We start from the raw sequence: 22507 nt of genomic DNA, 5'->3' as shown, positions 1-22507 counted from the left end.
TCAGCGGGGCCGGTCAGCTCAGCACGTGAACCGTCTCGCCCTCCGGCGCCGGGGTGAGCACGAAGGCGACGGCCCGCTCGACGGCCTCCTGGTCCAGTGGGCCCGGGATCGCGTAGTCCGGGGAGCTCAGGTGCGCGAGGAGGCCCGGCTCCGGGGCGAGTGCGTACTGCTCCAGGTAGTACGTGACCGTGTCCGTCCACACCCAGGTGCCGTCCGTGCGGAAGTTCATCGGCACCTCCGCACGGCGCTCGGGGTTCAGTACGTCGTCCATCAGCACCGGAGTCACCAGTACGGGCGTGCCCGCGTTCAGGCGCTCGACCAAGAGGCCCAGAAGCTCCGGGTCCTCGACCGCCGGGTGGTCGACGGCGAAGCCGGGCCCGGTGTCCGGATCCACGTGGTCGAAGACGGCGGCGAGCCGGAACTCCGGGGTGGTGGGGTCGGTCATGGCGAGGTCCTGTCCTTGGTGAGCGGCGGCGGACGGCCCGGCGGCCGTACGCTCCCGGGAGAACGTACGGACCGCCGGGCGCGGTTCAGAGGGACCAGTCGACGGTGGGCAGGGTGAGGGCAGCGCCCGGGGCGAGGTGGAGGTACCAGTCCTCGTCCGAGGTGCCGTACGCGTCCCCGGCGTCGGCGGCCAGCGCGTGGACCGCGGCGGCGAGGGCGGCCGCCTCGGCCCGTTCGAGCCGGGCCCGCTCAGCCGGATCGATGTCCGGGGCGGCGAGCCCCGTGCGCGCCTGGTGGAGATCGGCCAGGGCCCGGGCCAGTTCTGTGCGGCCGGAGTCCGGTTCGAGTTGGTGCAACTGTTGGGCTAGTGAGAGTAGTTGGTCTCCGTAGTGCCGGAGGTTGGTCTCCACCGCCTCGCGCATGTCCGCCTCGCGCTGGTGGGCGAGGGAGTCGTTGCGGAGTGCGAGGTGGGGGCCCTGGGGGCTGCCGACCAGGACGACGGGTCCAGTGGCACCGGAGCCGCTGCCTTCGACGGTGACCTGGTGGAGGGTGTGCTCGGCGTCGGGTCCGCCGTAGCGGACGTACGACGTGTCATCCACCGTCAGCCGGAACGTACCGCCGGCCGCGGCCAGGCCGGCCTGTGCCTCCTGGATGACCTGCGGGGAGGCGTAGAACTCCCGGGACCGTCCCTCGTGCTGGGGCAGGGCGAAGCCGTTGTCGCCCGACACGGTGAGGGTGGGCCGGTCCACGGTGTGCACGGGCCGGACGGGCCGGTAGACCGGGAAGGACGCGGCGTCCTTGGGCAGCCCGCCGTTCAGCACGAGCTCGTACGGGTCCACGTCCGCGGACGGCTCGATGCGCACCGTCGATGCCCGGAACCGGGGCGGGTTGGTACCGCCCCGCTCGTACCGACTCATGTCGTAGGGCATGCCGGGCGGCGCGGCCTCGCCCGCTGGCGGCTCCGGCGGTGAGGTCACCGAGACGGTCGGTACGTTCTCCATGCCCGGTTCCACCGGACCCTCGGGGGCGGTGTTCTGCGGCGTGACGACGATCGTCGGGCCGGGGCCGTGGGCGTCGTCGGCCGTGGCGGCCGCGTCTGTGGCGGTGCCGTCCGCAGTCGGCGTGACGACGGTGGTGGGCGCCGGGACCGGGCTCGCGGGGTCCCCGCCCTGCGAGGGCGGACTCACCGGGGCCGGATCCGTCGGGACGGCGGGGGCGGGGTGTACGTCCGCCGCGACGACGGCCACCGGGACCGGGTCCACTACAGCGTTGGAGCCCAAACTCGACGCGGCCGGGACGACGTTCGCCACCGCCGGAGCCGTCGGGGCCCCCGGAGCAACGGGTGCTGCCGGAGTCAGCGGGTGCGGCGCAGCCGCCGGGGTCGCCGGGGCTCCCGTATCCGTCGGGGAATCCGGGACCACTGGCGCCCCCGGGGGTGTTGGGGCCACCTGGGTTGTCAGGGGGCCCGTGGTAGTCGGGGTTTCGGGTCCTGCCGGAGCCTCCAGGGTTGTCGGGGCAGTTGGTGGTGCCGAAGCCAGCGGGTTCGCCGTTGCTGTCAGGGTCGCGGGGGCTTCCGTACCCGTCGGGGCCTCCGGGTTCACTGGCGGCTGCGGTGCCACCGGAGCCACCGGGGTGACAGGAGCCACGGGGGTCGTCGGGGACGACGGAGCGTCCGTGGTCGGCTGGGCTGCCGAGGTCGTTGGAGTCGTAGGGGTCTCGGGGGTTAGCGGCAACTCCGGGGCCGTCGGGGCTACCGGTGCTGTCGGCGTTAGCGGGTTGGCCACAGCCGCCGGGGCCATAGGGGCCACCGGAGTCGTCGTATCCGTCAGGGTCGAGGGAGCGTCCGGAGTCAGCGGAGTCGCTGGGGTCGTCGGGGCCACGTGAGTCGCGGGGACCTCCGGAGCCTCCGGGTTCCCGGTCGTCACCGGGGTCATCGGAGCGTCCGGGGCCGCTGGGGTCGTCCGAGCCGCCGGGGCCACCGGATCCGCGGGATCCGCGGGATCCTCCGAGGTGTCCGGAGTTGCTGAGGTCTCCAGAGGCGCCTGGGCCTCCGGGTTCCCCGCGGCCACCGGAGCATTTGTATCCGCCGAGGGCGTCGGGGTGTCCAGGGTCGTCGGAGTCGCCGGGACCACGGGCGCCTCGGGAGCCGTCCCAGGCCCCATCGCCACCGGGGTCACTGGAGCCGCCGGGGCCACCGGAGTCACAGTATCCGCCGAGGTCGCCGAAGCCGCCGTATCCGATGGGGGCGTCGAGGCGTCCTGGGGCGTCGGTTTCGCCGGGACCTGTGGCGCCTCCGGAGCCTCCGTCGTCCGCGGGGCCACCGGAGCCGTCGTACCCGCCGAGGTCGCCGCAGCATCCGGGGCCTCCGGAGCCGACGGGTTCCCGGCCTTCTCCGAAGTCGCCGGAGCCTCTGTATCTGACGGGGGAGTCGGGGTGTCCTGGGGTGTTGGTGTCGCCGGGACCCGTGGCGCCTCCGGAGCGGACGGGTTCCCCGCCGTCCCCGAGGTCGCCGGAGCCACCGGGGTCGTCGGGGTAGCCGAGGCCACGGGAGTCGCCGGGGCCCAGGGAGTCGCTGGAGCCGACGGGTTCCCGGTCGTCCCGGAGGTCGCCGCAGCCGCTGGATCCGACGGGGGCGTCTGGGTGTCCGGGGCCACGGGAGTCGCCGGGGCCTGTGGCGCCTCCGGCGCCGTTGGGGCCCCCGTCGTCCGCGGAGCTGCCCCGGTCCCCGTCGCCCCTGGGGCCACCGGATCCGTCGTATCCGCCGAGGTCGCGGTATCCGCCGAAGCCGTCGAAGCCGCATCCGCCGCATCCGCCGAGGTCGCCGCCCCCGGGGCCCCCGGAGCCGCCCCGGTCCCGGCCCCCGGCGCCCCCGCGTCCACCGGCGCCACCGGACCTGCCGGCGCCACCGGCACCGGCTTCGCGCCGAACAAGCCCGCGTGGGACTCCGTCAGTTTGTCCACGAACGACTCGTGGATCAGGCCGATCAGGCCGCCGTCCGCCTTGACCTCGGCCGTCGTGCCGTCGGTTCCTGTGAGGACCCAGGTCACGTCGGCCTCGTAGTAGTGCTGGACGCCCTTCTTCTTCTCGCGCTCGTCGATCGTCTCGCCCTGTGAGGTGCTGCCGTTGCCGCCCCACTCGCCGCCGAACGAGATCGGCGCGCTCGTGTTCGCCGGGCCGCTGCCGGCGTCCGGGGTGACCGAGCCCGACCAGGCGCCCGAGCCCTTCTCCCGTTCCTTCTCCTTCTCCCGTTCCACCACGCCGGTCTCGACCCCCGTGTCGAACTCCGCCGACGTCAGGTGCCGGGTGCGGTGCACCACCAGGCGTACGGTGACCTTCTTGCCGTCGGCCACCGGGACCGGGTAGCCGTCGCCCAGCAGCGCGCCGATGTTGGCGCGCAGGTTCCGCTCGGTCGTCAGGACGTCCGTCCGGAGGCCCGCCAGGGTCGTCGGTGCGAGGTCCCGCCGCCTCGGCGGCGTCGTGTCGTCCGCCGCCACCCGGTGCGGGAGCGACGCCGCCGCCGACAGCCAGGGCAGCACCCGGTCCAAGCCCGGCATCGACAGCGCCTGCACGGTCGGCGCCAGGGCCGTCGTCAGCTTCTGGACCGGCTCCGGGACCGGCGTCGGGCCCTGCGGGCGGACATGGCCGGACACGGGCACCGGCGGGGTGTGTGCGCCCGGGCCCTCCTGGGTCAGGTGGTCCGGGACCAGCAGGTGGACCTGGCCGCCCGGCACGTCGAGTGTCCGCTTCGGCTTGTGGCCCGAGGGGACCAGCGCGTCCCACTGGGTACCCCACTGCTCCGTGAACCACCGGCCGGCCCGGCCGTCCGTCGCCCAGTCGATGAGCTGCGCCGGGGCGGTGAGCGCCGTGCCCGCGAGCCGTACCAGCTGGTGCGGCTCGCCCGCGTCGAAGACCTCCACGCTGTACCGCACCGGGTGCGAGAACTCCTGCGCCTGCCCGGTGACTTCCAGACCGTGCTGGTCCTTCACGTTCGTCGTCTCGGTCGCGGTCCGCCCCGAGGTGGACTCCGCGCCGCCGCCGACCTTCACGCCACCGCGCGGCCCGCTCGCGCCCGCGCTCCCCTTGAACGCCACACTGGCCTGCCCGCCGATCTTGTCGGAGATGCCCGAGGCGGAACCGAGCGAGGCGGTGGCCGAATCACCCACGGCCATGATGACGTCGCCCCGAGGGCGCTCGTACGTGGCCTCGCCCACGTCGGCGGTGGCCCGGATGCCGATCAGGCGCGTACCACCCCCCGGCAGCTGGAGCTTGAGCAGCTGGCGTACCGACGTCGTGCTGAGCCCTGCGAAGTTGGCCCGCAGCGACTCCTTGGAGAACACCGCGGCCAAGGCCCGGTTCAGCTCCGTCGGGGTGTCGCGCAGGGCGTCCGGAATCACCTTCAACTCGTGCAGCGTCTTCTTGATCGTGGGCAACATCTGGTCCGCGTCCAGCTTCTCCACGTGGGAGACGGCGTTCGCCAGATGGGCGTTGACGTACGACCGCTCCGGGTGAGGGCCCGCGACCGGGTTCGGGCCCGCTTCCGCGGGCAGCGGGAGTCCCAGGTCACGCGCCTGCTGGTCCGGCACGGCCAGTTCCACGCCGCCGGTCACCTTCGCGTACAGGGTCGCCGTGTCGGAGACCGCCTTGAACTTCCCGGCGGGCACCCACGTGTGATGGGTGATCTCGTAGTGGGCGTCGGCGCGGAAGCGGTGGCTCGCGCCCTGGTACGTCAGCGTGGACGACACGGTGCTGTTCGAGACCCGGGTGGCCACGTCCGTAAAGGTCCGGGTGCCCTCCACCGAGCCGCTCGCGGCGAAGGACCCACCACCAGGGGTGTCGCCGTTGAAGTTGGCGGTGACACCCGCGCTGAACGTGCCGCCGATGTTGCGCGAAGAGGTGTCCGCCACGCTCGACTTGGTGCCGGTCTCCGTGCTGTGCGACAGGCTCGTCTCCGTACCCGTCGTCTCGTGCGCTGGACCCGCCAGCTTCAGCTTGACCACGAGGGCCTGCGGGTGGCCGGACGGGTTCGGAGGGAGCGGGAACACCGCGCCCTCCGGTCCGGTGAGCTGTTCGAACTCGGACCGCAGGAAGGTGGGGGCGAAGACCTCCTCCAGCTCCGGGGTCAGGCCACGGCGCAGCGCGCCGACCGTGTCGCCCGAGCGCTCGCCGAACGTCGTGTCGAGGTCGGTCGGCGGGGTGCCTCCGCCGCGCTCGGCCACGAACGCGGCCGCGGCCGCCGCGAGTTCCTTGGTGCCCAGGAATTCTGCGTGCAGACCGCCGAGTCCCGAGGACGGCAGGACGGACTGCGCGGTCTGGCCCGGGCCGCCGCCGACCCAGCCCGGCTCGTCCGGGCCCCCGAAGACCGTCGTGGTGCCCACGGTCACCAACCGCGCCGGATCGTGCGGCGAGGTCGCCAGGTGCTCGTTGCTCACGCGCACCACGGCCGAGGTGTCGTCCCCGCCGAACTCCAGGGACGTCCCGGACACGAGGGTCCCGCTGCCGTCGTGGACGGTGGCGGTCAGCTGGTGGACGGCGGCGTACGTGAACGCGGTGTGCGTACCGGTGGACTCCTCGCCGTGGGACGACTTGACCGTGGAGCTCACGGACTCCTTGACGTTGGAGAGCGAGGCCCCGCCCGTCACCTTGACCCCGGGCACCTCGACGCGGACCCCGCCGCCCGTGCCGATCCGCAGGGTGGCGCCCCCGGAGACCGAGAACGAGACCTGGTCGCTCTGGCCGACTCCGTAATTGGTGCTGCGCTGAGCCGAGCGGCCCAGCGTGACGTCGCTCTCTTCGGACGTCTCCCGCAGTTCCTTGAGCTCGGTGCGCAGGTGCAGCCGGATCTCGTGGCTGCCCGCCTTGAGGGTGACCGGCACCCCCGAACCCATCAGCTTGGAGAAGCGGGCCCGCATCCCCGGAGTGCCGAAGGCGGCCGCGAGGTCCCGCTGGAACTGGCCGTACTCCTCCTCGCCGAGCTGCTTCTTCAGGCCGGCCGCAGTCAGGTGCGCGTCCAGCCAGTCGCGCGCCGCGGGCAGCACCTTCTCCGCCCCGGGCAGCTCCCCGACCACGCCGGGGCCGAGGCCCTTGCGCGAGGCAAGGGACAGCGGTTCACGCGGGTCGACGGCGAACTCACGCGGCGGGAAGGGGCCCAGGAGGGCGCCGTTGCCGTCGACCACCATGAGGTACGTCGTCGGCGGCTCCGGTCGGGCCGCGGTCGAACTCTGCGGCTGGGACGAGGTCTCCCGCGTCCCCGTCACGTCCAGCAGACGGACCCGGCCGTCGTCCCGGAACGAGTCCGCGAGCTCCCGCGCCTGCGCGTACTCCGGGCTGATCTGCAACTCGACCGGGCCGTACCGGGTGGCGAAGTCCTCCAGCTCCGCCACGCCGCGCTCCTGCATCCGCGGCGGCTCGTGCGAACGGGCGAACTGCGCCGGGGGCGTCTGGGCGGTGGCGGCGGCGAGGTTCAGGGTCGCCTGCTCCACCGCGTGGCGCCAGGTGCCGGGCACCTCGATCGTGCCGTCGGCGGTGATGTCGGTGACCACCACCGTACGGTGCCGGCCGGGCACGGCCTGCGGGGAGACCTGCGGATGGCCGGTCAGGTCCTGCAGATCCGGCGCCGCCTCCGGGTGGTCGAGGGCGAACTGCGGGTCCGGTACGACCACCAGCGAGATCTCGGGGTGCGCGCCGAGGAACGCGGTGAGCTCGGCGAAACCGCCCTCGTGGGCCTTGGGCAGGGGGCCGAACAGCCTCGTGAAGTCCGTGGCGCCGAGCCGCTGGGCCGCGGTGATGGTGCCCTGGTCGTCCGCGAAGTAGCGGAAGAACGGCCGGGGAGCGTCGTCCGGGGACGGCTGTGGGCCCTGGAAGGAGTACGAGTCGCGGTCGTCGACCAGAGTCACGTTGGGGTGGGCCCGCAGCCGGTTCCAGGCATCCGTGTGGGGTACCCCGCCCCGCGGGACGGCGATCTCGATCGGCTGCCGTCTCGCGATCCTGAGCAGCCCCTCGGCGCTGGGCATGCCCCCGCTGGGGAAGGGGCGCCGTACGCCGACGTCGAAGTTGGCGGCCGGCTCCTGGCGGGCGATGCGCAGCAGTCCGCGGATGGCCTGCGTCGCGGCCCGGAAGCGCGACACCGGAGTCGGGACAGGGGCAGGGCCGGGGGCAGGCTGCGGGGGCGGGAGAGGTGCCTGGACGGGCGCGGCCGTCGGATCCGAGGGTGCGGGCCCCAGCATGAGCTCCTCGAACCGGGACGCCTGCGAGGTCGGAACCCCCACGGCCAGGACAAGGCGGGACTCGAAGGGCGGGATCGAGTTCTTCGACAGGGAGGTGAACTCCACCCGGAAGTCCGCCTCCGCCCGGTAGTCGGCCTGCTTCTCGCTCGCGAACTTGAGCTTCTGCTTGCTCTTGTCCGAGCCGCCGGCGTCCAGGTTGTGGGCGCGGGCGGTGTTCACCGCGAAGTCCACGCTCGGCACGACCAGGTGCGGGCTGAGCGAGACCACGCCCGAGGTGCTCACGGTCACCCCCGCCTTGCCGCTGTGCTTGCCGCTCGCCTTCACACCGAAGGAGTCCGCGAAGTCCTCGCGCACCCGCAGCTTGCCGCCGGTGTCACCCTTGCGTTCGAGGCTGGTGAGCCGGGCGCCGACCTGGAAGTGGCCGGCCAGCGAGCGGCTGCCGGGACGGCCGTCCGCGGTGAACACCTTGGACGTCCAACTGCCGCTGCTCCACCACTGGTTGCTGTCCTTGAGCGTCTTCTCGTTGAGGAGGTCCTCGGTGACCTCGTTGAGGAACTTCGCGGCCACGTTCGGCGCCACCTTCGCCGCCGCCAGGTGGTCGGCGAGATCGGTCACGAGCTGCTTCGACGCGACCGCGTTGACCGTGGAGAGCACCGCCTTCAGGCCGTTCGGGTTCACCACGGTCCTGGGACCGGTCCAGGCCGTCCCGGTCAGCGGTACGGAAGCCTCCGGGAAGGCCATGCGCAGCCGGTCGGGAGCGCGCAGGACGACGGGGGCCTTGCCCTCGACGCGTACGGTGACGTCCACGTCGCCGTTGAACTCGACCATCTCCTTGATCACGGTCCGGCCGGCCCCCTGGGTGTCCACTGTGGCCGTACGGGACGTGCCGGTCGTGGTGCCCGCCGTCACCTTGACGGACGGGGTCACGCCGGTCAGGGCGCCGGCGTTCAGCAGCTTCACGGCGTAGTCCCCGGTCACGGCGACCGAAACGTTGCCGCCCGAGGTCACCGTACGGTTGCTCACGGGCTGGTTGCGCGAGGCGAAGCCCGCCAACTCCTCCTTCGGCTGCGCTCCGTGGTGGCTCAGGTTCTCCGGCCAGGCGGTGAGGGTCACCCGCTTGCCGTTGGCCCGGAAGACCAGGCCGTTCTCCAGGAACCGCTGCCAGGCTTTCGGGTCGTCGCCGGCGACCATGGGGCTCAGCCGGTTCATGATCTTCGTGACGGTCTTGGCGTCCAGGCCGCCCCGCTCGCCCAGTGACCGCTCGGCCGAGGCCAGCCACGTCTTCCTGTCGGCGTCGGCCCAGGGGTGCACGGACGTCACGTACCCGTCGCCGAGCGCCCCGTCCGCGACGTGCCAGGGGACCTGGGGTGTGGGGTCGGTGGCGGGTGGGGTGACGACGATGACCGGCGGGGGAGTGGCCGCGGGAGCCGCGACCGGCGTCGGCTGCGAGGAGGAGCCCTCGCCGTTGTCGTTCCCGCCGAACGGCACGGCGTCCGGAAGGGGGTCGATGCTCGTGGGCCCGGAGGTGACGTAACCGCTCGGGGCCGGGACGGTGACCGGTACGGCGTCGACCGGCAGGGTGCCGTCCGGCGGCATGTGGGCGTCGAGGACCACGGCCTCGACCTCGGCCACCTCCCCGACGGGGAGAGCCAGCCGGACCCAGTGGTCCGGTTCGAGCCTGGGCCTGCCCATGGAGTCCCAGCCGACCTTGTGCGCGGCGACGGTGTGCCCGGGGCCGGTGGGATCGGTGGTGAACGGACCGGTGACCTGGGGGACGAACCACAGCGTGGACTGCGGCGCGAAGGCGGTCAGCGGCAGCTCGGGGAGCAGCGCGCGCAGCTCCCGCAGGGTGTTCGCGGCGTACGACCGGTCGAGCCCGCGGCCGAGGTCGCAGGCGGCGAACTGCAGCGGCTTGGCGGTGTCCCAGACGCCACTCCCGGCGAGGCGGGACAGGACGGCGGCGAGCTCGGCGGAGGAGACCCGCCGACCCCGCCAGGTGGGCGCGCCGTCGGTGCCGACGACATGACTGGCCAGGGTGAAGAACCGGTCGTCGCGCGGGAACCGGCCGATGGTGTCCCGGAGCTTGTCCGCCTCGGCGGGATCGGTGCCCGGATCGATGAGGTGGTGGGTGTCGTTCTCCTGCCGGGACCGGGTGATCGCCTCGACGATCTCGTCGATCCGGCCGGCCTGGTCGGCCTGATCGGCCTGGTCGGCCTGGTCGGCCCGCAGGTCCTGGGTGGCCGGCGATCCGTCCGCCGTCGTGGTCGCGCCGGCCTCGTCGGTCCCGAACGGGCGGCTTCCGGACATGCCCGTCAGCGCGTCGCCGCTCTGGGACCCGGCATCCGACCCGGAGGTGGACCCGGAGGTCGTGTGCACCGGGAAGTAGCCGTCCTCCCCGAGGCCGAAGCCGAGGCCGAAGCCGAGGCCGAGATCCGGACTCGACCCCGCGCCGGGGGTCCGGTCGTTCGTCGCGACCTCGTCCAGGAGCCACATGTCGCCGAGGATGTCGTCGACGTCGAGCTGGTCCCGCTTCTTCTTGCCGCCCGTGACCACGGTGGGATCGAGGGCGCGGACCATGGACTTCAGTTCGTCCTCGCCGATGCTCCTGAACTTCTCCCGGATGACCTCGGGCGAGGCGAACATCTCCGCCAGCTGGCGGTACATCTGCTCGTAGTGGTTCTTGAACGCGAACCGCAGCGGGCGTTCGAGGTCACCCGACTGGGTCTCGGCCAGCTTCGGTCCAGGGCCGAGGGGGTACGGGCTCTCGGCGGGGCCCTGCTGGTCGCCGGGAGGCAGGAAGCTCTTGTTGAACGTCGCCTTGCCCCGGGTCGACCTGGCGTCGAGCGCCTCGTCCCCCGGCCGGCGCCCTCCGGCGCTGGTCGCGCGGGAGTCCTCGGATTCCTTCGACTCCTCCGATTCCTTCGACCCCTTGGAGCCCTCGGAGCCCTCGGAGACGATCGACACGCCGTCGACATTGTCCGGAACCGGCAGCTCGTTCTTCCGCGCCAGCTCCCCGACACCCTCGGGGATGTCCCCGTACGGGGTCCAGGGCAGGTCGCGGTGGCGGACGAACTGGGTGTAGTTCGTGTACGAGGAATAGTCGGCCAGGTAGTACTGGTGGAACTCGTGGAAGAACTTGGTGATCACGTCGGTGTCGGCGTCCGTCAGCTCGACGACCCCGCGCCGGGTGCCGTCGTGGACGAACGCCGGCTTGCCGGTCAGCTTCAGCGCGGCCTTCGCGAGCCACAGGAACGTGGCGTCCCGGTTGGCCTCCTCGTTACCGCTGTGCATGGTGCGGTAGTAGAAGCCGAAGGGGTCGGAGTCGACCATCAGGACCGCTGCCTCGAACCCCCGCCTGGCCTCGTCCGAGTCGCCCCACAGATAGCGGTACCGCTTCATCAGCTCGACGGCGCCGCGGTGTTCGGGCTCGGCGTCGTGCTTCGCCTTGTCCTTTCCGTACATCAGCTTCGAGTTCAGCTTCTCGATGTCGTGGAAGAGGATCGCCTTGACGATCGCGTCGACCGGGACCACGCGGTCGCTGTCGGCGCCGTCGACGGAGGCGAGCTTGAGGTACTGGCCCACCACCATCTGGGCGTGCTCGAAGAAGCTGTACCGCTCAGTGGTCGCACAGATCTGGCTGTACAGGATCGACAGTTCCGGGTAGTCCCGCATCAGGCGGTCGATCATCCGGTACGGCGGCGCGCCGTTGCGCCACAGCTCGGTGATCTTCTCGCCCGCCCGGATCTGGAGCTTGACGTTGTCGGCGTGCTGCTGACGCATGTCGTGGAAGTCGTGCAGGACCGGAGTGTCCGTCAGGTTCCGGTCGGCGAGCACCTCGTCGGCCTGCCGGGACAACAGATGGGCGATCTCCGCGTGTGACGCCCACGACAGGACCGTCTCCGTCATGAAGCGGTCCACGGACTCCTTGTCGTGCTCCGGACTCTCGATGTCGTGGTCGAGGATCCGCAGGTCGGCGGGGAGCGTGTCGTCGTTCGCGAACTGTTCGGCGTGCTCCCGCAGGAAGGTCTTCAGCTGGTCGAGGCGCTTGTCGAACTTGCCCACCGTCTCCTCGAGGAGGGGGTGCGGCATGCGTTCGGAGGGCTCCTGCTGGAAGTGCTGCCAGGTCACGTAGTGCTGGCGCAGCTCGGTGGAGATCCTCTTGAGCTGGTCGGGATTGTTGCGGTGCTTGGCGCCGTCCAGCCACGGGTTGTACTGGGGGAGCAACTGGCGGCTCTCGACGTCCGGGATGTCGAGCCGGCGGCGCAGCTCGTTCACGTGCATGACGCGGCCGTGCTTGGAGTACTGGGCGTCCGGGGCGTCCTGGCTCGTGCCGTCCGGGTGCTGGTAGTAGGTGATGAGCGATTCCGGCAGGATGCTCGCGCGCAGCAGGGCGAGGTGCTCGCCGCGGATGCCGAACTGGTTGCGGTCGCCGGGCTGGTCGGTGTTGATGGTACGGCCGGACTGCGGCGTCGGGCCGCCCTCGATCGGCGTCGGGGTCGACCCCGTTTCCTGCGCGCCGTACTTCTGGGCGTACGCGCCCTTGTCCCGGGCGATGTCCGTTCCGGGTACGCCGTCGTGGGACGCGTAGCCGCGGAAGGCGTCACCGGGCGCGTTGACGTCCATCTCCGGGACGGCGGTCGTGGTGATCCGGTGGTAGACGTCCATCGGGACGAGATAGGACCGGATCAGCGGCTTGTTGGCGGCCGGGTTCTCCGCCCCGTACTTCATCGCCCAGGCGATCGCCCGTCCCGGTGTGCCGACACCGGTCCAGATGACGGAATCGTTCTCCCCGCCGGTGCTCAGGACGATCTTTCCGGTGGAGGGATCCTGCTGGATGTCCTTGTACGCCGTGGAGACGGCCCGCCCGGGGGTGTGCGGGTCGACGGTCAGCTCCGTCTCGTTGGTCACCGCCGTGTAGAACCGTACGAACGGCTTCCCGTCGACCATCTCCACCTCGACCTCGCCGCGGTGGATGTACTGCGGCCCCCGGAAGACGTACCTCTTCTGGGCGGCGTCGTACACCAGCGTCGAGTCCAGCGGACGGTTCGGGCCCGGGTAGCCGACGCCGGGGAGGCCGATGGCCGGGGTGTCGCCCCGCGGAGGCAGGGACGGGCCCTGGCTGGAACCGGCGAGGGCCCTTACGTTCACCTCGCGCAGGGTGACCTTGGTCCGGCCGGACTCCACGCGCTCCAGCGAGACGACCTCGAACCGGGCGTCGGGCGCGAAGACCACCCGGTCCTCGCCGAGGAACCTGCGGGCGTCACGGGCGCTCAGCGGGAGCACCTCGAAGATCACGTTGTGCAGGGCGCCGGACCGGTGCTCCGTCGCGGGCCGCCACTTCGCCTCCTGCCCGATCAGCTCGCGCAGCGGCAGCGCGCTGTGCTCGGCGCCCCGGTTGTCCGCCTGTTGCCGGAACGACCTGAGCTCCGCCAGGTTGAGCAGGGCGCTGCTGCGTACGGGCCGCTGGAAGCGGGGCAGCGCTTCCTGGCCCTTCTTGACCGCCGCCGTGGTCGGGTGGTGGGGGTCGGCGGTCTCTTCGAGCAGGGTCTCGTTGCCCTGGGCGTGGCCGATCGCCATCGCCAGGTCCGAGAGGTGGACGTCGCTGTCCGGGAACTGCGCGTGCACCCTCAGCGCGTCGCTGACGAACGGCTCGTACTCGTCGCGCATCTGCGGGATCCGCAACTGGGTGGAGATGGTGCTCCGGCGCCGCAGCGTGGCCTTGGACCCGGCCTCACCGCGCGTCGCCTCGGCCTCGTCGATCGACCGGCCGCGCGGTACGACGGCGAAGTCGACCTTCTCGGCGGCCTTCGGGACGTTCGCCGCGTCCGCCGCCGACCTGATGCTGTTCCTGAGCGCCTCGACGATCGAGGCGGCCCGCTCGGTACCGGTGCGGTCCGCCGAGAACCAGCTGTTGCCGCCGGCGTGCACGGTGATCAGCAGCTTGTCCTCCTCCTGGCGCAGGCGACGGGCGAGTTCGGGGACCAGGTCCCTGGCGAAGCCGTGGATGCGCGGCCCGTCGTTCGGATCGACGGTCTTGGCGCCCTTCGCGAACGACAGGGTCAGCTCATGGGTCTTGAACGGCTCGCCGTCCAACGACACGGAGACGGAGAGGGAGTCGGCGTCCGCGGCGTCCTGGAGCGCGCCGGTTCCGTCCTCGCCGTTCCCGGGGGCCTCGCCGTCGTCGTCGCCGAACTTGACGGCTCCCGGGTGGGGGGTGCCCGGTTCGGTGGCGGGAGTCAGGGTGCCGTCGGGGAGGTTGTCGGGGCGGGTGTCGGTGTGCACCGGGGTGTGGTTGGTGTCGCCGGTGTCGCTGTATTCGTGCCAGGCGGCTCCGTCGGTGACGACTGTGGGTCTGCCGTCGGGGGTGATGCCGATGTGGTGGGCGGTGAGGAGGTGGCCGGGGGTGGTGCCGGTGGTGGGGACGTACCAGACGGGGGCGTTGGCGGCGAGGGCCTTGAGGGGGTCGGGGGTGTTGGTGGGTTGGTCGGTGGCGCGGTGTGTCCATAGGCCGCTCATGACGGTCTTGACCGTGGCCTCGTTGATGGGCGAGGCCAGGTCGCAGGCGGTGAACTGGATGTGGGTGATGCCGTCGAGGCGGCCGGCGTCGTGGGCGTCGGTGAGGGCCTTGAGGGTGAGGGCGGGGTCGGGGGCACCATCCGGGCCCGTGTGCATGCCGACGACGAAGACGCCGGGTCGGGGCGGCAGTTCGGACAGCGCCCTGGTCTGTGCGGGGCTCAGGCTGCCGACGGCGATGCCCGCCGGGATGTCGCGTACGGGCCTGCGTTCGGCGAACGCCTCCATGGCCGTGACCAGATCGGCCGCGATCTGGTCCGTGGGCCGCTGCCAGAAGTCCGCGGTGTGGGCGTCGGCCGGCAGCAGGGCCGGGGCGTAGCCCTGGTCAAGGAGGAAGCGCTGGACCAGGACGCCGGCACCGGCCGTGAGCGAGGTGTCGGACGACCACGGCTGCGGTTTGTTGAGCAGCTCGGCCCGCCGCTCGGGCGTGAGCGAGGGGTCGGTCGACCACGGCTGCGGTCCGTCGATGCTCTGGAGCCGCTGGACGACATCGGCGACGGCCACGAGGCGCTCACGGTCCGTTGCGGACACCGCGATGGTGTCGTAGTAACGGTCGAAGATGGAGTCGAGTTCCGTCCGCACCGGATCCGGCTCCGGAACGGGGTCGCCGGTCCAGGGCTCGGGACCCGTGGGCTCCTGCGGCTGCGGGCCGCCCTCGATCCGGCGGCGCAGCTCCCGGTAGGAGTCGGCGTGCAGCCGGCGCCAGTCCCGGGTGGCGCTCGGCTGCCGGTCGAGGATCTCGCCGAGCAGCGGGACCATCCGGTCCCCCGGGGTGGTGACGTGCTCGAGGAGCATCGGCCAGGACGGCTGCGGCAGTACGCCGGAGAGCCGGCGGCCGGTGTTCCTCGGGTGCTGGTCGGGGCTCAGCAGCGGGACGGAGTCCGGCATCGTCTCCCGGGCCTCCATCCCCAGGGCGACCTCGTCGGGGAACCTTCCCCCGGGCATGACCGAGCGGAGTTCGCTCTCGGTCAGGGGTGGCAGTGAGCGGAACTTGGACCAGTTGTCGTGGTACTCCAGCGAATCGTTGCCCAGGACGTTGCGCCCGAACTCCGCGGCCGCTCGCATGATCTCGTGGAACGAGTGGTGGTGGACCGGGAGCATGTCGGCGAGCAGGGCAAGGCGGACGAGCCGGTAGTCGACCTCCACGCCCCACCGCAGGCTCAGCTGATGGACGGCTTCCAGCACGAAGTACGTCGTGTTGGACGTACCGGCGCTCATGAGGCCGCCGCTCTCCTGCGCCAGAGCCTGGCCCCAGCTGACCATCTTGATCGAGCGGTGGTTCTCACCGGGGATCCAGGTCAGCCGGTCGCCGTCCAGTGAATGACGGCGCTCGCGGGGGCTCAGCGGCGGGACGACGTCGTCCCCGCGGAGATCGGTCCGCATCACCTCGTTCTGCTCGGCCTCCAGGGCCTCACGGTCGGGCCCGGGCCCCTCGGGCATCGCGTCGAGCAGCTTCTGGATCTCGTCGCGTCGCCGGGCGGGGTCGGGCGGCCCCTGCCGATCCCACTCATCCTGGAGGACGGGCGGCTTGCTCTTGTTGAAGTTGAGCAAGCCCTTGAGGGCAGTGCCGTGCACGGCACTGCCGAGCATGTGCATCAGCTCGCGGAGGTTCCCCTCGGCGACGACCTGTTCCAGATCGGCGAGGCGCACGCCGACGGAGCCGCTCCCGGAGTTCGCGAGGGTGCCCAGCGTGAGCCGCCGAGCTTCGTCGGCCCGGTCCCAGATCGCCCTGACCAGCCGCTGGATCTGTTCCCTCACGTTCTCGTTCCCGGCGATGTGCTCACCCAGCGGGCGCTCGACCTGGCGGGAGGCCTCCGCGTAGGTCATCCGCAGGGCGAGTCGGCCCACCGGGCCGTCCGCGCGCCTGCCCGGATTGGCGGCCAGCATCTGCTCGAGCCGTGTCAGCAGCGTCAGCGGCCGGCCCAGCAGGTCGGCCTCGGTCTGCGCCTGCCAGAGTTGCAGCCCGTCGCCCTCGGTGAAGACACCCGAGATGGTCGCGCCGACCAGATCGTCCTTGCCGACCAGCAGCCGGCCGTCACCCGTGTCGACGGCGCGGCCCGCATCGACGGTCACCTCCAGCAGGGTCTGTCCGTGCTGCGGACGCTCCGTCGTCAGCGTGGCCCACGGCTTGTCGCCGGTCCGCAGGAACGCGTCGGAGCGGCCCGCCGTGTGGTGCGCCGCGTTCGGCAGCACCAGGTAGGCCGTGGTCGGCGTCTGCGTCCGGGTACCGAGACCGTCCAGTTCCGCCCGCCAGTCGTCGGGTCCCTGCGTCTCCGGCTCCGCCTCCTGCACGGCTTGTACGGCGCCGGTGTCCGGAGCGGGCACGGACGGAGCGGGCACGGACGGAGTGACCGGGGTGCCGGTTCCGGGTCCGTCGGAACTCGTCGTGGCGGGGCCGGCGGACACCCCGGACGGCTCGGGGGACGAGGACGGCTGGGAGACGCGACGAATGAACGGCACCATCCCCAGGGCCAGTTCCTCCGCGATCCGGTCGTCGCTTCGCCGCTGCCAGAAGGTCCTGCCGAAGGCGCCGTTCGGCAGCTTCGACGGGAGGTGGCCCTGGTCGAGCAGCAGGCGCTGGGCCACGAACCGGACGTCGGCCGTGTACCGGCTCTCCGACGACGGCGTCAGCCCCTGCACCTTCTGCAGGTCCTTGACCGCCTTGGCGACGGCCCCCAGCCGCTCCAGCTCTCCCGAAGCCTCTCCCACGGACTGGTGATAGTCCCGGAAGATCGTGTCGAGCCGCGACCGTACGCCGTCCACGGCGTCCGGCGCCGGCTCGGTCCCGTCGATCCGGGCCCGCAGCCTCAGGTACGCGTCGGTGTCCAGCGTCCGCCAGTCGTCGCCGTCCGGGGTGTGCTCTGCGTTCAGCACCTCACCGAGCAGCGGGGTCAGGTGTTCGTCGCCACCGTCGAGGAGTTGCAACCAGGATTCCTTGGGCAGCGCCCGCGACAGGGGCCCGCCCGACGTGTCCGTCCCTTGCGGCCGCCAGGCGGTCTCGCGGACGAACGCCGCCATGCCCAGGGCCAGTTCGGCCGCGCGGTCCTGGAAGTCCTGCCAGAAGGCCGTGTTGAGGTTCTCGGCCGGGAGCAGGACCGGCAGATAGCCGTGGTCCAGCAGCAGCCGCTGGGCCACGAACCGTACGTCGGCGGTGACCGAGGGGTCGAGGGATTCGACCGTGTGCAGCAACTGGACGGCCTCGGCGATGGTGTTGAGCCGCCTGGTGTCGCTGTCGCCCGGGCGGATGGACTCGTTGCAGAAGGCGAGGGCCTCGCCGATCCCTTCCCGCACCGAGTCGTCGAGCTGCTCGCCGGTCTCGTTCCCCGTGATCCGGGCCCGCAGTTCCAAGTACGCGTCGGTGTCCAACGTCCGCCAGGTGCCGTTCTGCCCGTCCAGTACGTCCCCGAGCAGGCTGATCATCCCCTCGTCCGGGCTGTCCAGCAGCATCGCCCAGGACTCCTTGGCCAGCACCTGGGACAGCGGGACGGCTTCGGTGGGATCGGTGCCGAACTTGACGGCGTTGGGGTGGGGGGTGCCCGGTTCGGTGACGGGAGTCAGGACGTCGTCGGGGAGGTCGTCGAGGCGGGTGTCGGTGTGCACCGGGGTGTGGTTGGTGTCGCCGGTGTCGCTGTATTCGTGCCAGGCGGCTCCGTCGGTGACGACTGTGGGCCTGCCGTCGGGGGTGATGCCGATGTGGTGGGCGGTGAGGAGGTGGCCGGGGGTGGTGTCGGTGCCGGTGGTGGTGCTGGTGGTGGGGACGTACCAGACAGGTGCGTTGGCGGCGAGGGCTTTGAGGGGGTCGGGGGTGCCCGCGGGTTGGCCGGTGGCGCGGTGTGTCCACAGGCCGCTCATGACCGTCCTGACCGTGGCCTCGTTGACGGGCGAGGCCAGGTCGCAGGCGGTGAACTGGATGTGGGTGATGCCGTCGAGGCGGCCGGCGTCGTGGGCGTCGGTGAGGGCCTTGAGGGTGATGACGGGGTCGGGGGTGCCGTCGGGGCCGGTGTGCATGCCGACGACGAAGACGCCGGGTCGGGGCGGGAGGGCCTGGAGGGCCTTGGTCTGGGCGTCGTTCAGGCTGCCCACAGTGATGCCGGCCGGGATCGTGCCGAGCGGCGTGTCCGGCCGGGTGGTGGTGCCACCGGGGTCGCGACTGACCACGTAGTCGGGGTTGGGGACCCACGGGCCGAGGGAGTTGGGATCGCCCGGCTGCTCCGCGGACACCACCGGCCAGGCGCCCTTGATGTACTCGGGGGCCACACCGCCGGGGAAGGCTATCTCCTCCTGCTCGCCGAACTCGTAGGGCGTGTTGTACCGGGCCAGCGTCTCGGCGACGTCGATGCCGTGGGGGGCGTCGATCTCGTAGACGTGTCCGCTGGAGCGCCAGTCCACCGCCCAGTCACGGGACTGGGTCGTGCTGACGAATCCGTACGAGGCGTTGCCGTCGGCGCCGAAGGCCACGAAGTCGAACAGGTCGAGGGACGTGGCGTCGCGCGGCACGAACCCCTCGGTGAAGATCTGCCCGGGCAGCCGTTCGTCCACGCGGTACAGCGGTCCGTCGTCCTCGCGCCAGACGGGCGGCGGGTTGATCGCGTTCTCGTCGACGGGTACGGCGGCTGCCTCCGTACGGCTCGTCGGCGCCGGCTCGGAGGTGTCGCTCAGCGCGTCCCAGTCGAACGTCTCGTCCCGGCGTACGGCCGGGGCCGGGCCGTCGGACTCGCCGGCGTCGGAGTTCGCTCCGTCGCTGACGTCGTCCCAGCTGAAGTCGGCGTCCTTACGGATGCCACCTCCGTCCGGGTCCGTGCCGAACCTGATCGAGCCCGGGTACGGGCTCTCGGTCGCCGGGGTGACGAGGCTCAGGGGGACGAAGCGGTCCGGGAGTTCGTCGGTGAACGTGGCCTCGTGGACGGCCGTGTGCTCGGCGTCGCCGTCGTCGGCGTACTCGTGCCAGGCGGCGTCCTCGGTGAGGACGGCGGGCTTGCCGTCCGGGGTGATGCCGAGGTGCCGGGCCGTGATGAGTTCCCCGGCGCCGGCCTTCGTGCCGGTGCTGGTGGTGGGGACGTACCAGACGGGCGCGTTGGCGGCGAGGGCCTTGAGGGGGTCGGGGCTGTGCGTGGGCTTGCCAATGGCGCGGTGCTTCCACAGGCCGCTCATGACCGACTTGACCGTGGCCTCGCTGACGGGTCCGGCCAGGTCGCAGGCCGTGAACCGGATCTGCGTGACGCCGTCGAGGCGGCCGTCGTCGTGGGCCTTCACCAGGGCCCTGAGGGTGGTGGCGGCGTCGGGAGCACCGTGCGGGCCGGTGTGCATGCCGACGACGAACACGCCGGGCCGGGGCGGAAGCGCTTGCAGCGCCGCGATCTGGGCGGGGGTCAGCTCGCCGACGGCGATCCCTGCGTCGATGACGCGGGTGGGCGTGTCCGGTCCCGGCGGCGGGGGTGTGTCGTCGCCGTCCCCCGGCGGGGGACCGTCCGGTCGCTCGGCGGTGGGGGAGGTGCTGTTGTCCAGGGGTGTGTCGTTACGGGTGACAGGCGCGCCGCTGTCGTCGGTCGTGCGGGTGGTGTCGCGGCCTTCGTCGAGGGTGTCGGTGTGAGTGTTCGGGCCGGTGCTCGTGTCGGTCACCGTGGCGCGGGGGCCGGAGTCCGGGGACGGCGATTCGACGACGGTGGCGGTGAGTGGGGTGGGGGTGACCGTCGGTGTGACGACCTCGAACGTGCGCTCGGCACCGGGACGCAGCACGGGCGTGCCCGGCTCGGTCGCGCTCTCGCCCCCGGGCCACGGCCCAAGCCCCAACTCGTCGGTGGTGAAAGCATTGCTGCCGCTCTCGGTGGGCCGGAACGCCGGCCGGTCGGGAGCGTCGGTGTCGGTTGCGGCGGCGCCGCTCTCGGTCGCCGTAGCGGTGGGGGCGTCGGGGACGGGCCCGTTCCCGAACAGCGGTTCGTCGGCGAACTCCTCGCCGAAGGGCCGGTCGGGGGTGATGGTCGGCAGGTCGAACGTGGTGCCGCCGTCGCTCTGCGTGGGGACATTCAGGACGTCGTCCAGGTTTCCGGCGGTCGGGATGTCCGTGCTGGTGGTGTCGGGCGTGCCGGCGAAGAACGAATTGCCGGTGAAGGGGTTGGAGAAGACCCACTTGATCATCGCCTTCATCTCGGCGGCGACGCTGGGATCCACTTGGGCAGAGGTGGGGCGCGGGACCGGCCAGGGCGCGGGGTTACCGGTCATGTTCGAGACGAACGAGGCGATGTTGATCGGGTGGAACAGGCCGAAGTACTTGCTGTCGTGGGGGTTGTCGGCGTGCTGGTGGCTCAGGACCCAGTTCTGGTACTTGATCGCGACCGGCTCGAACATCCGGTTCAGACCGCTGCCGAGCAGGCTCATGACCACGCCCGCGGCGAACGGACCACCGCTGACCTGGAACGTGCCGTCGCCGAAGACCACGTTGTAGAAGCCCTCGCTGAGCATCTCGTGGGTGCCTTCGTTCAGGGTCTCGGCGAGGGCGCCGCCCAGCTGGTACAGGGGGTTGCCCTGCAGCGGGTTCTCCTGGAACAGGACCCGCTGGAAGAAGCCGTTGTGCTCGGAGCGGTTGAAGAGGTTCGGCATCGCGTCCGCGAGGTTCCGGAGCGGCTGGACCTGCGCCAGGTCCCCGAGGGCCTTGGTCAGGGACTCGGAGAGGTCGCTGTGGTCGGCGCCGAGTCGGACCCACTTGCGGGTCAGCATCTCGCCGAAGTCCCGGCCCGCCGCCTTGATCTCCGCCTTAAGGGCCGCGTCGGCGCCCTCGGCCGCGAGGTGCTTGGCGAACACGTCGCCCATCTTGTTCGCGAACGAGTCCGCGATGGTGCCCTCGCCGAAGCGCACGAACCCGGTCTCCAGCTGGCGGCTGACGCCGCCGAGCAGCTCGCCGATGTCGTCGGAGAACTCCTGCCGCGCCTTCTTGGTGGCCAGCAGGGAGTCAAGCCCCTGCGGTACGTCGGCATCGAGCGCGCGCCCGGCGGAGCCGGAGCCCCCGGAGCTCTTCGCGCCCGCTCCTGCCGACTGCCCGGCGGGAGCGTCGGCCGCACCGGCGCCGGCCGTCTTGGTGGCGGCGGGGGCGGTAGCGGCGGGTGCGGGGGCCGCATCCGTCTTGACCGCCCCAGGTGCGTCCGGCCGGCCCGCCGAGCCCGCCGTACCAGGCGCGTCCGCGCGGCCCGCCGTGCCGGGAGCCGTACCGGGGACGTCCGGCTTGGTGGCCGCGGGCGCCGGCGCGGGCGTCGTGACGGCGTCGCCCGGCGTCTCCGTACGGACCGGCGCCGGCCCGGCCTTGGGGTCCACGTCCACATCGGTGCTCGTACGGGTCGGAGATGGGGGCGGCGGCGTGCCGTCCGGGACCTCGTTGCGCGGTGTGTTCGGCGGCAGGTCCGGCTTCTCGGTCGGCTTCGGCCCGACGGGGGCGGGTCCGGCGTCCGGGATGTCCTTGGTGGTGTTCTTGACGGTCGTGTCGAGCCTGTCGCCGATCTTGTCGTCGGCCCTGTTCTTCAGCGCGTCGTCCACCCGGCGGCTGAGGATCGACCCCGGGTCGCTGCCGCCGAGGAGCCGGCCGAGCAGCTTGCCGCCGTAGTGGAAGATGACCTCCAGCGGGCCGCCGACCAGACCGGTCAGGGCGCCCTGCTTGATGGAGTCGATCATCGACTCCATGTTCCAGCCCTTGGTGTGGCCCTTGCTGAGCTGGTAGAGCTGGATGATCGCGTCGCGGAAGATACCGCCGGTGATGCCGATGAAGGTCTGGCTGATGATCGTGGAGAGCAGCCACAGGAAGAGGTTCTTCAGCCCCTCCTGGGTCATCGTGAACATCACCGAGACCGGCCCCCACACCGCACCGAAGGTGAAGGGGGAGAAGATCGTGGCGAACATGATCTGGGCCAGCAGCTCCACCAGCTGCAGGATCGCCATGATCTTCGTGTACTCGACCTGGTTGGCGACCTTCAGGGCCACCTCGGAGAGCTGCTGGGCCAGTTCGGCCGTCTGCGTCAGCTGGTTCTCGCCCGCGGTCTGGCCCGTCAGGTCCTTCATCGCCACCAGGAACGCGTCCGCCGCGTCACCGTCGAAGTCGCCCTTGACGATCGGGATGAGCTCCACGACGTAGCCGGAGAGGGTCCCCAGGTCCTTCGCGATCGACGCGTAGTACTCCGACACCCGCCGCATCAGGTCCTCGTCGGCCTGGGGCCACTCCATGCCGCTCACGAATCCGAGGAAGTCGGCTATTTCCTTCGGCGGATTGATGGCCATGGTGTGCG

General features: G+C 71.7%; 2 protein-coding genes. Both read right to left on the bottom strand.

Annotated features, from left to right (window positions below; genetic code table 11):
* Positions 1 to 13 precede the first annotated feature (13 nt).
* Positions 14 to 445 carry a hypothetical protein gene (locus ACWCO8_RS08445; RefSeq protein ID WP_451031578.1) on the bottom strand — a complete coding sequence of 144 codons (432 nt, stop codon included), beginning with the start codon at positions 443 to 445 and terminating at the stop codon, positions 14 to 16.
* An 85-nt stretch (positions 446 to 530) separates the two neighbouring features.
* Positions 531 to 22499: a scabin-related ADP-ribosyltransferase gene (locus ACWCO8_RS08440; RefSeq protein ID WP_451031577.1), complete on the bottom strand. Its 21969-nt coding sequence runs from the start codon at positions 22497 to 22499 to the stop codon at positions 531 to 533.
* Positions 22500 to 22507 lie beyond the last annotated feature (8 nt).

The organism is Streptomyces sp. NPDC001927 (genome assembly GCF_053594455.1).
The sequence above is the reverse complement of the archived record's forward strand: the minus strand, read 5'-3'. Positions and strand labels throughout refer to the sequence as shown.